Below are 11,749 nucleotides of genomic sequence, written 5' to 3' on the forward strand. Positions count from 1 at the left end.
ATTATTAATTCCCGAATTTTGTGATCGGGATATTGTTAAAGACCCAGGCCAATCTAAAAAGTTCAGAAATTAGCAAATTTATTTTAGTTGAAGTGGAATTTTGTTCTAGTTATTAGACATTAAATGGAGGTAATTTATCTTTTATATCAGACAATTACTTTGAAGCCATTCGCTCAATTCCACCTATAAATAAATTCCCTAGAAACTCAGCCTTCTCTTTAGCTGAGTACTCATCATCACTGACAGAAAAAATGTCAATGCTCGAAGCGATCATTGCAGACGTCATCATCGATACAGGGAACTTAGGCGCCATTCCCACCTCAACAGCAAGCTGCATATCACGAGACAAGTCGTCAATAATCTCGGTAAGCTCTTCTTTTTCTGATAGCACCTGCTTAAACACTGGGGCATTTTTTGAAATCATCAGCTGCATTTTGGGGTACTGAGAGATCAGTTTACTGTAAGCGAGAAAAGCACCTTTGATAAAGCCTTCCAAAGTTGTTGCACTTTGACGCGCCTGGCTCAAAGTCGTGCGCACTTTCATTAAAAAGCCAGTGAGCAGCTCAGAAAAGATCGTGTCTTTATCACCGCAGTGATTATAAAAAGTACCTACAGACAGGCCACTTTCGCTGACAATATCATTGATAGTTGCTCGCTCATAACCAACCGTCGAAAACACTTCAAGCCCAGCCTCTAGAATGGCCTTGCGGTTATTTATTTTTTTTTGTTCTCTCCGCCCCAGTTTCAGGCTCATAATATTGTCTCTTCATTCATATTGCTTATTAAGGAGCATACACCCCTATTTTTTCGTAGCCCATGCCTTTTAAGTGACTGGCATGCAGCTGACTCATCGTACCTTTTTCACAGTAAAGCAGATACTGCTGATCAGCTTCAAGTTGATCCAATTTGGACATCAGTTCATAAAACGCAATGTTCTTGATTTCATTATTCGTCAAAACAAGCGGACTTTTTTCAACTTCGTCCGGGTGGCGGATATCGATAATCACATCATCAACCTCAGGCACATTCACCAAATCAACTTCAGCGATGGTTTGGATTCTTGACATCACTTCATCGATTTTAGTGCTCACCCGCTGTTCTACTGCGCGCTCGAGTACTTCAAAGTCAAAGTTATCTTCTTCTTCCAGAATTCGTTCCATCTTGGCACGAGTTGTTGGGCGATCGGAGATCACACCACAATATTCCGGCATATTCTTGGCAAATTCTTCTGTACCGATTTTTGCTGACAAAGAGATAATATCTTGTTTATCCATGGTAATAAGCGGGCGTAATACCAAGGTATCGGTGACTTTATTAATCACACTCATGTTTGCCAAGGTCTGACTGGATACCTGCGCAACGCTATCCCCCATAACCAGGGCCTCGATGCCCATCTGATCCGCAACCTTTTCTGCTGCCCGCAACATCATACGTTTGAGGATAACGCCCATTTGCGAGTGATGTACATTCTTTAGTATCTCAGCAACCACCTCTTCAAAAGGCACAGCAACAAATTTCACGCGATGTGAAACGCCGTATTTCTCCCATAAATATAAAGCGACCTGTTTAACACCAATCTCATGCGCGGCTCCGCCCAGATTGAAAAAGCAGAAATGCGTCTTCAAGCCTCTTTTCATGGTTAAGTAGCTGGCAACTGTCGAATCAAAACCACCAGACATGAGTGACAACACGTCGTCCTGTGCACCTATCGGATAACCGCCCAGGCCTTCATAGCGTTGTTCGATTATATAAAGATCCGAGTCCCGGACTTCCAGCATGACCGTCACTTCAGGATTATGTAGATCTACACCCGCAGTCTCTCCTGCTCGCAGTAAACCGCCCCCTACATAACGTTCTAACTCATGGGAGGTAAAAGAGTGCTGACCGGCACGCTTAATACGCACAACAAAGCGCTTGCCTTTAAGCTCCTCGCCCAGAGCACGATGAGTATGCTCTACAATTTCGTCAAAGTTGTCATCGATATTATCAATCTGATAGCGCTGCACTCGAAGAATATTTGCAATACCCGGAATACGCTGAAGGGTAGCCGCTAGGTTCTCAGCTTTTTCTTGAGAATCGTCATTCAGGTTAACTTCGATCTTATCCCAAAAACCCTGAACCTTGACGTCTTCAAACTCTTTCTTTAACACAGCACTGATATTTTGCCGAAGCTGTTTTACCAAGCGCTGCCTGACTGGCTTGCTCTTAATGGTAATTTCTGGAAACAGTTTGACGACAAATTTCATATAAATCTCACAACAAATCAGGTTTAAGGCATTCTAAAAACGAGACTTATTCTAACCTGATTTTGTTCAATCACTAAGCAAAAATGCACACAGAGGAGTAGATGAGAACAATCTATGAATATAAAGCAGAAAAATGCTAGCTATGAAGGAGGGGAAAGAACTTGTAGGCACCTTAGGAACTACCCTACCCGATGAGTATGGTTTCCCAGCTACCTACAAGTTAACTAAATGGCCTGAGGAACAAACAAGACTATTTTAAAGAAGCGTAGTAAGCCGCTAAATTATCAATATCAGCGTCACTCAATGCAGCTGCCTGGCCCTGCATGATTGCCGCCATACCACCGTTACGCTGCTTGGTTTTATAAGCTTTCAGTGAGCTCACCAAATAAGCTTCGTTTTGTCCTGCCAAATTAGGGTAAGTTGGAATAGCTGCAATACCGGCAGCACCATGACAGGCTGCACATACTGCTGATTTAGCTTTACCCGCAGCAGCATCACCTGCTACAACACTTCCACTTACTGCAAGTGAACCCGCTACCAAAACCGATGTAACTAGCTTTCTCATCATTATTTCTCTCTCTATTTTTACCAAGGTTTTACCTTAATCCGACAATCCATCGTATTATCAGCGTAATGCACATAGCTTAGCTCAAGGGACAATATTTGTCATGAGACTTCAGCGGCACAACAGCATCTTATTACATAGCACGAAGCTATCTCTACCCGGTTTCCGGCTTACTTGACCTGAGTCAACTGGTATTGCTATCAAGTACGTTATATTGAACCTATAGCGTCAAGTATTAGTCTTGATCGCTCGTTTTAATCAAGTGTGGTAACTTGTTATGCCTCGGTTTTCCGGGGCTTTTTTTTGCCTAAGCATTCACCATCCTGGGCCAATACAGCCAAATAATGTCACAAATTTGCAATAGCTTTTAAGTAATTTATATACAAAGCAAAATCTTAGCTAGACTTATATTTTAAGACGGCCCTGAAAACCTACGTTGGCTTCCAGGGCCTCTCTATCACTTTCCAAGAATGATAATAATGAGTGAGACAACTCGGGACACAGAATGAATCCAATTGAAAATATCGCTTTAATCGCTCACGATAATCGTAAAAGCGACCTTGTTGCTTGGCTAAACCAGCATATCGAAGCTTTAAGTAGCTGCCAGTTCACTACGACAGGAACAAGCGGTAAGCTCATCGAAGAAAAAACAGGCCTAAGCGTGAACCGTGTTCAAAGCGGCCCTTTAGGTGGTGACCAGCAAATAGGCGCACTAATTGCTGACGGCAAAATTGATTTGCTGATCTTTTTTTGGGATCCACTCGAACCCATGTCTCATGACCCGGATATTAAAGCGCTACTCCGACTGGCAACGCTTTGGAATATTCCCGTCGCGTGTAACAAGAGCACCGCTGACTTTATCGTCCATTCTCCACTAATGAATAATTATCAGCGCGAAACACCCGATTTCAGTGATTATCAAAATCGACCAATAGTCACGAAATAATACTTTTGAGACTTCCTACCTTTCCGTAGAGGGCCTATTTCGGTTAGGATTCTTATCTCTAAAGATGCACGCCTAAATTATATAGGGCCCTGTATAACCTGCAGGTCCTTGTTCCAAGGGAACTATTAATCATTTTCTTAGGCTGCTCTACCTGACACACTCCAGATAGATAAGAGAAAGCAGTGAATAATATGATCTCCTCAAGCAAGCGCCGTCTGCCGATGACTTTGATAGTACTCAGCCTTTTAGCAATTTCTAACAGCTCTTTCGCTAGCCAGCTATCTCCACTTACTATGTGTGTATTTGACTTCGTGGGTCATGACGGCCCGGTACACAAGCGTATGAAGGAATTCAAAATCGATGCAACACGCTGGGGCGTAGACCTTTCTTTCAAAGTTTATACAGATGACCGTGTTGCCTCTGAAGAGTTCAAGAACGGTGTTTGTGATATGTTGAACCTGCCAGGTATTCGCGCACGAGAATATAATGACTTTACTGGTTCTATCAATGCTGTCGGCGCGATCCCCACATACAAACACTTAGGTATGATCATTAAAACCTTGAGTAGCCCAAAAGCTGGAAAGCTTATGCGCAAGGGCGAATACGAAGTTATCGGCATATCGCCAATCGGTGCCATTTTTCTATTCGTAAAAGACAGAGATATTAGCGTACCTTCAGATTTGGCTGGCAAGAAAGTAACAGTGCTCGACAATGCACCTGAAACAGGCTACCTGGCTGAGAAGATCGGCTTAACCCCCGTGTCCTCAAGTATTATGAATGCTTTGCAGAAGTTTAATAACCATGCTGTAGATATTACGGGTGCGCCTGGTCTGGCTTATGAGCCTATGGAAATGTATAAAGGCCTTGAACCAAATGGTGGCATCATTAACTGGCCCAGTCTCCAGGTGACTATGCAGCTAATCGTTCGCTGGAAAAAGATTCCTGATGGCTTTGCCCAGAAGACTCGCACATTACTGGCAAATAAATACCTTAGTGATATCAAATCAATTGAGCAGAGCGAGCAAACTATCCCCGAGAAATATTGGATCAATATTTCAGATCAAGCTAAGGATGAGTGGAATGAACTATTTCGTGAAAGCCGTTTAGCCTTGCGGGACAGAAATGTATACAACGCAAAAGCGTTAACCTTGTTCAGAAAAGTTCGCTGTAAAGTCGACCCCAACTTGGCTGAGTGTACTTCTAAAGATAAGGAATAATTTCATTTGGGGTGACGGTCTCCGTTCGGAAATGCATTAGCTGCCACCCCAGTTTCATAATCGTAAAATAACAAAAACGATTCTTATGGACGTAGCAAGCCGCTGGCTCAAGCGCTGTCTATCGCTGACTGTTCTGATACTTTTACTCGGCACGGTAACAGCAGGTACCAGCGAAAACATTAATGCACAAATGCTCAAACTAGGAATTTATCTGTGGGATGACTACTTCATTCTACGTGGAGAAGAGCCTAAGCCTGAATGCAACCCAAAGCCTGATATAGAGCTGCAACTGGATGAACTTGAGCGCGAATTCAATGCCGAGAACCAGGACTTTGAGCTGCTCGCTGACGAGTTTAACCGCGATGCTGCACGTAGCTCTCTACTAAAGCAAGTTAAGGTCTGCCAAAGTAAACACCAAGCGGCACAAACCTACCTGGCGCAAACAGACATTTGGGTTAGAGCCTTCGCGAGCATCGAAGCTTCCTTCGCTCAAATCAGCTTATTTTCAATTAACCAGCAAAAATCCATGCTGATCATCCTGCTACTCCTATGTGCCACCTACGCAACCTGGCGCAATGAGCATATTGCCTTCAGAGGCATTCGAAACAAGCATGAACACTACTTTTCTTATGCTGCGCAAACACTCGCGGCACTGAGCTTGTTTTATTCCAGCTATCGATTTTATAAGGACGCAGAAGACGCTGGAGCAAGCCTTAGTTCACCCGAACTCCTTGCTACGCTTATTGTCGGTAGCGCCGTGCTAAGTCTAGTGAGTTTCATCAAGCTTTTTAAAACCCGGCACCTAAGTAAACAAAACACTTCTCCCTTTAGAATGGTGCTTACAGTTCCCATTCAAACCTGGATGCTTCTGGCAGCTGCGTATCATTTTTTTGTCAACGAAGAGCATGCTCCTGGCATCAGCATGTACTTTACTCAGATATTCCAACTGACTAATCTACATCTGACGATCGCTCTCTATATATGGGTCGGAATGCTGCTTAAAGAGACCTTGCTTGGCGCGAAGCTTTTTGATGTCTTTAAACCCTGGAACTTTCCCCCTGAAATACTGGCCTGCATCGCCATCGCATTAATGGCTGTACCAACTGCTTATACAGGGGCCTCAGGTATTATCATTATTGCCATGGGTGCTGTGGTTTATCAGGAGTTGAGGCGTGTTGGTACTCGGCGTCAGCTTGCACTGGCGGTCACCGCAATGACCGGAAGCTCAGGCGTTGTATTAAGGCCCTGCCTGTTGGTAATCGGTATTGCCATTCTCAACAAAGAAGTCTTGAGTGATGATTTGTTTTATTGGGGAAGCCGGGTTTTCATGCTAACGCTTGCAGTGTTTTTTATGTTTGCCATGCTGACTCGACGTGGGCCTTTAAGCATCGCACCTTTTAGCGAAGCATTTCAGCCTTCTATTACAAAGTTTCGAGCACTGCTTCCTTATATCATCATTATTGCGCTCAGCATGTTGATTTACGCCGTATTGTTGAATGCCTATCTTGATGAATTTTCAGCCCCGATTATCCTCCCCGTTATTATGTTCGCCTTTATTATTTATGAACGTAAGTTCAGCCGGGACTTTGAGCAGCAAAATAAGACCTTGAATGTTAGCCCCAATATCGTATCGGCGTTTAACAATGCTATTGGCAATTCTTCGGTGCAAATTGGCGCGCTACTGATGCTAATGGCTTGCTCTTTTACGATTGGCGGCATTCTAGAACGGAGCGGTAGTGGTTTATCCATACCCGAAGGCTTTGAGTCAGTTTATCTAACCATGCTGGTTTTAGTCTTGTTTCTGGTTTTTGTGGGCATGGTGATGGACCCTTTTGGTGCTCTGATTTTGGTCTCAGGGCTTGTCGCACCGCTAGCTTATGAGCATGGAATTAACCCTATACATTTTTGGATGACCTGCCTGGTAGCGTTTGAGTTGGGTTACCTGAGCCCACCGGTCTCTTTGAACCATTTGTTAACACGGCAAGTGGTTGGTAGTCAGGAGGTTGATTTGGCACTAAGTGAAGGCGATAGTTTTTACTATCGCCATGAGCGTATCTTGTTACCGCTAATGGTGATGTCGACCACCTTATTATTAGTCGCCTTTACGCCGTTTATGTTTTACTAAACAGGCTATTTATTGCTTAACTTCAGCGTTAACAATTAGCTCACCTGATTTGGCAAACTGTAAGTGCAGCTGGAAAGTATCACCTTCCTTCAAGCTTGCCTTTAAGCCCATTAGCATCAGATGGTAACCACCTGGTGCAAGCTTTAAAGGCTGTCCCTTCAACAGCGCAATCTCTTCAACATGATCCATAGACATCACCCCATTAGACATTGAGGAAAGGTGTAACTCAACCATGGATGCCTGAGGGCTTGAAGCTGAAACCAGCGTATCGTCGATGGAACTGGTTAGGGTCATATACGCTGCAGTGGTTTTAACCATCGGCGGCAATAAGCGCACCCACTCACCTTCAACGCTTATTTCTGCACGGGCATGACCGGCAATCAATAATACCGCCATCACCGCAATTTTAAAAAAGTTCATCATCAACTCCTATTACCTTAGCTCGCTTGCAAAGACCTGCACATTACAACCAACCTTGCACGTTTTCATTTATTAAACTTGCCAGCACCTTGATATGCGCCTCACTGGCATTTAAGGCCGGAATATATTCATAGCGTTCGCCACCACCTTCAAGAAAATAGTCCCTGTTTTCTACGCCAATTTCTTCGATAGTTTCCAAACAATCTGCAGAAAAACCCGGACAAATTACCTGCACAAAGCGTGTCCCCTGCTTCGCGAGGGATTTTAGCGTTTCATCAGTATACGGCTGCAGCCACTCTGCAGCGCCAAAGCGTGATTGGAAAACGGTCATATACTGATCACCATTTAATTCAAGCGCCTCAGCAATCAACTGACTGGTTTCATTACACTGGGTATAGTAAGGGTCGCCTTTATCATGACTAAATTTAGGCAAACCATGATAAGACAAAAGCAGCTTTTCGGCTTGTCCGTGCAGTTTCCAATGTTCACGAATACTCTCGACAATCGCGTCAATATAGGGTGGGTAATTATGGTAGCTAGCCACGAAACGCAAGCTTGGTATCTGGCGGCGGGAAACATAATCTTTAGCGACTGCATCAAATGTTGAGCCACCTGTGGCACTGGCATACTGGGGATATAAAGGAAGCACTAAAAGCTTATCGCATTGTTGTGACGCCAGTTGGTCAAGTCGGCTGGCAATAGAAGGCTCACCATACCGCATGGCATAATCGAACAATATGGATGGCTTCTCTGCGCCTGAATTAACAGCCTGTCGCAAGGCTGTAAGCTGATCTTCAGTATGATATTTAAGCGGAGAACCGCGCTCAGCCCATACCGTCTGATAGGCATGAGCCGACTTCTTGGGCCGCACTCTAAGAATGATACCATGCAGGATAAACATCCAAATTAGCCGTGGAATTTCGACAACGCGGGGATCAGATAAAAATTCTGACAAATAGTGCCTCAAAGCCTTCGCTGTTGGCGCCTCTGGCGTACCTAAGTTAGTGATTAATACACCAACTTTCCCTTCGCTAGAAGGATAAACTTTTCCCGCTTTTAAACCCATAAATCAATTTTCCAAACGTTATGCTATTAAGCGCGCCCATAAATAGCCTAAGTACTCATGCCACGCTGCATCGGTTTTTGCCAGGTTTCGTGACTTTGGTATCCAGCTTCGCCAGCCTAAGCAATTCACTTCACATGACCTGAAATTTGTTGGCGAAGCAAGCAATGACTTAGTCTCGCCTTGCTGCAAAGTGATTTCTTTCTTAAACAAATAGACAGAACGGGGCATATGCATTGCTGACGTCACTAACGCAAATTTGGCACCGTTTATAAATTTAACCCAATGCCTGGCCTCTTCTGCCGTATCCTTTACCTCTTCAGCCAAATAAATATCGCTCTCGGGTACTCCAAGGGCTATCGCCACTCGTGATGCCGCTTTAGCATGAGATTCAATATCATCCCCATGATAGCCAGAAAGTAATAACTTTGACCCGGGATTTGCTCTGTAAATCATCAAGCCTTCAGTCAACCGACTTAATGAGGTTCCGCTCAATAGACTGCTTAAAGGTCGCTCATTCGCTGTTGAATGCCCGCCACCTAACACTAAAACAAAATCTACGGGCTGGCCTTGGTAGGCGGGATACTGTGACTCAAGAGGCCTGATCAAAGCATCCGTCACCGGTGAAAGGCTCAAAATAAATAAAGCAGTAATACTGAATAAACTGAGTATTCTGCCTAGCTTTACATAACGCTTTCGATAGAAAAAACCTGCTAACAGTAAACCGATCAAGATAAGCGGTACCGACATTAACGACATACCTAGCAGCTTTTTTAGGCCGAACAAGATATCCATCAGTTTGCGCTAACAACCTCAAAGTCTGCAAGAATATAAAGTTCACCTGAAGCGTCCAACACTTTCACCTGCCAAGCACCCAGCATATGTTTATCAATAAACTTACTTGAGTAGGACTTCTGTTTAGCAACATTTACCGGGATCCTCACCTTTGCCTGCCTTACCCCCTCACGATACCAGTGATGATAGAGTGTAGCGCCTCGCAAGCCATGCATCTCAGTATGCAGGATGACTTTGATCAGCCCGGATTCAGGCATTACGACACGATGCTGCAAGGGTTCTCCTGGAACATCATTCTTAATACTTAGGCTCAGCACAGCTTCTTTTATGGCGCTATTTATAATCAGGACAGAAGCTGGGCTCGCCTCGGAAATTTTGACTGCAGGCTGAGCGTTAACGCTTTCATCGCTGTCTGTCTCAAGAGGCTTAGCTTCAGGTGCCGGGGCTTTAATTTCTTTAGGCTCTTCAACAACTTTGGGTGTACTCACAAGCTGCGCTAGTTCCTCTGGCTTTAACTCTCCCAAAGGTGGCACCGTTACTTCGGGCTTTGGTGAAGCCTGCTTTACAGAGTCAGGATCGTCTGTTTTTTCTATGACCGCTATCTTCGGCTCCTTGATACTGCTATCTAGTGGTGTCTCAGCCTCATCAAAATCAAGTGCATCATCCTTGTTGGCAGTGGATAAACTGATAAGCAACACCAGCACGACTAACACAAGCAAGCCAAACCCTACGATGCGGTCCCAGCGAACAAAACTCTCTTCATAATGGCTATAGTCTTCACGCTGCTCGGGCAAAGGTCCGAGTGCTATCTTTCTTTTTGAGCTCATTTGTTTTTCTCTATGGCCGTGCGCCTGCCTGAACAAGCATTAAATCAATATCAAAGAAGCCCTTTCGTCGAGCAATTTTCAGAGCAGTATCACCGTCATCATCCTGATAATTCAGGTCCGCTCCAACAGCTATTAGCTGCTGGGAAATCAACATATTGTTATCTTCTACAACATGCATAAGCACCGAACGCCCCAAAGGGTATGCGTCAACTTGAGCACCGGCATTAATGAGTATTTTTAGCGTCGTTAGGTGGCCCTTTATCGCTGCTTTTGCTAAAGCTGTATAACCCTCTTTATCTCGATGATCCAATGATACACCTCTTACAATAAGCATTTTCACGATCTGATCAAAGCCCTGATCTGCCGCTTCAATCAACGCACTAGAGTCGCCCAATGAAAACCCTTCCTGCCACTGACTCCCTGCCGTCAACAAGATACGACTTATCGACGCATGTCCATTACTGAGAGCCAAGGAAAATGCCGTTCCTTCGGGTGCCATAGCATTCAATTTACCACCTTGAGAAAATGCCTTTTTTAAAGCACTGCTATCACCCCGTTCGGCAGCAAGCATCATTGGCGTTTTAGCAGGAACCTTTTGAGGACTGAGGTCCAGACGGCTTAGAATTGCTTCCGTTTGCTCATCATTTCCGGAAATAACACTACACGATGCTATCAACATCCCTGCAATGAATAGTATCATTAAGCGATAGTACATATAGTCAGTTCTTAGTTGTTGAGTTGAGAGAGAGTCTTAAGTTAACTCTACGCTACACCAAGGCGCCATTGTCATGTAATTTGAAGCCCCAGTAAAGCACTGCCTGGCAATCACTTTATTTGTATCAATTACCACCAAAATAAGTCACCGCTAACAAGTATTCACTGCATGCATCCAAGCCAAGATATCACCCTGACCCCCGAGCAAATTAAGGTTGTAGAATCACCCCTTGCTCATTATGTGGTCACTGCTGTCGCAGGCAGCGGTAAAACAACGACCCTAGCTCATCGGATAGTATATCTATTGAGCCAGGGCCATGATGCACGGCGAATTCTCATCCTAATGTTCAACAAAGCAGCAAAGACCGACTTTGCCGCCAAACTAAGACGGATCGGTAACCACCATAGCCGCCTTCCCGAGGTGCGAACCTTTCATGCGATGGGTTATCGGCTATACCAACGTTTTATTCAAGAAGGGCAACTGCGACCATTTAATAAACAAATCCTCAGTGATAAGGAGATCGACTTTCATATCTGGCGAATGCTAAATCAAATACTTGATTCCGAAGCCCTTAAAGATGCCAAACGTAATAAGAAAGATTACGTTGAAGCAGGCCACCAGTTTATCGAATCCGTTAAAAATGGCCTGCTGTCACCTCAACAAACCCTCTATGATCTTGATTTGAGCGATAAGTTCGGCTTTCTTCCTCAATTGTTTGATGTCTTCGAAAGCTGGCGAAAACACAACGCCAGAATCAGCTACACGGATATGCTTTACGATACCGTGATCGCTATTCAGCAAAATCCCTCTTTAGAAAAGCTTGTTAGCAA

The 11,749-nt window shown here is 44.3% G+C and carries 12 protein-coding genes; 4 read left to right on the plus strand and 8 right to left on the minus strand.

Annotation, left to right across the window (positions count from 1 at the left end; all coding sequences use genetic code 11):
- Window positions 1-154: 154 nt before the first annotated feature.
- From A3757_RS22835 to A3757_RS22845, 3 genes are all read right to left on the minus strand, one after another.
- Window positions 155-754: a TetR/AcrR family transcriptional regulator gene (locus tag A3757_RS22835; protein WP_068515953.1), complete on the minus strand. Its 600-nt coding sequence runs from the start codon at window positions 752-754 to the stop codon at window positions 155-157.
- 28 nt (window positions 755-782) lie between these two features.
- Window positions 783-2,246, minus strand: coding sequence for a tRNA uracil 4-sulfurtransferase ThiI (thiI, locus tag A3757_RS22840; RefSeq protein ID WP_068515956.1), 1,464 nt, complete (start codon window positions 2,244-2,246; stop codon window positions 783-785).
- 250 nt (window positions 2,247-2,496) lie between these two features.
- Window positions 2,497-2,814 carry a cytochrome c gene (locus A3757_RS22845; protein ID WP_197470243.1) on the minus strand — a complete coding sequence of 106 codons (318 nt, stop codon included), beginning with the start codon at window positions 2,812-2,814 and terminating at the stop codon, window positions 2,497-2,499.
- Between the two features lie 502 nt (window positions 2,815-3,316).
- Here A3757_RS22845 and A3757_RS22850 point away from each other — a divergent pair.
- The 3 genes from A3757_RS22850 (at window position 3,317) to A3757_RS22860 (ending at window position 7,099) form a co-directional block, all read left to right on the plus strand.
- Window positions 3,317-3,757, plus strand: coding sequence for a methylglyoxal synthase (locus A3757_RS22850; protein WP_068515959.1), 441 nt, complete (start codon window positions 3,317-3,319; stop codon window positions 3,755-3,757).
- Between the two features lie 191 nt (window positions 3,758-3,948).
- Window positions 3,949-4,974, plus strand: a complete 1,026-nt coding sequence (locus A3757_RS22855) for a putative solute-binding protein (RefSeq protein WP_068515961.1) — start codon at window positions 3,949-3,951, stop codon at window positions 4,972-4,974.
- Window positions 4,975-5,059: 85 nt separating this feature from the next.
- A complete protein-coding gene (locus tag A3757_RS22860) occupies window positions 5,060-7,099 on the plus strand; it encodes a TRAP transporter large permease subunit (protein WP_068515966.1) in 2,040 nt (679 codons plus the stop codon).
- Window positions 7,100-7,108: 9 nt separating this feature from the next.
- Here the strand turns inward: A3757_RS22860 and A3757_RS22865 are convergent, their stop codons facing one another.
- The 5 genes from A3757_RS22865 to A3757_RS22885 are packed head-to-tail and all read right to left on the minus strand — an operon-like array spanning window position 7,109 to window position 10,919.
- On the minus strand, window positions 7,109-7,522 hold the full coding sequence (locus tag A3757_RS22865) for a copper chaperone PCu(A)C (RefSeq protein WP_068515970.1): 414 nt from the start codon (window positions 7,520-7,522) through the stop codon (window positions 7,109-7,111).
- A gap of 40 nt (window positions 7,523-7,562) precedes the next feature.
- Window positions 7,563-8,585 (minus strand): ferrochelatase, encoded by a 1,023-nt coding sequence (gene hemH / locus A3757_RS22870; RefSeq protein ID WP_068515972.1) that lies wholly within the window; start codon window positions 8,583-8,585, stop codon window positions 7,563-7,565.
- A gap of 18 nt (window positions 8,586-8,603) precedes the next feature.
- Window positions 8,604-9,377 carry an ElyC/SanA/YdcF family protein gene (locus A3757_RS22875; protein ID WP_082865018.1) on the minus strand — a complete coding sequence of 258 codons (774 nt, stop codon included), beginning with the start codon at window positions 9,375-9,377 and terminating at the stop codon, window positions 8,604-8,606.
- The gene (locus A3757_RS22880; protein WP_068509595.1) at window positions 9,377-10,204 is read right to left on the minus strand and encodes a DUF2914 domain-containing protein; all 828 of its coding nucleotides are present in this window, start codon (window positions 10,202-10,204) and stop codon (window positions 9,377-9,379) included. The genes A3757_RS22875 and A3757_RS22880 overlap by 1 nt, the downstream gene beginning before the upstream one ends.
- 10 nt (window positions 10,205-10,214) lie before the next feature.
- Window positions 10,215-10,919, minus strand: a complete 705-nt coding sequence (locus A3757_RS22885) for an ankyrin repeat domain-containing protein (protein ID WP_068515975.1) — start codon at window positions 10,917-10,919, stop codon at window positions 10,215-10,217.
- A gap of 168 nt (window positions 10,920-11,087) precedes the next feature.
- On the opposite strand from A3757_RS22885, the gene A3757_RS22890 reads away from it, so the two are divergent.
- A partial coding sequence (locus tag A3757_RS22890) for a UvrD-helicase domain-containing protein (protein WP_156506506.1) occupies window positions 11,088-11,749 on the plus strand: 662 nt, incomplete at its 3' end.

This window comes from Oleiphilus sp. HI0117, assembly GCF_001635235.1.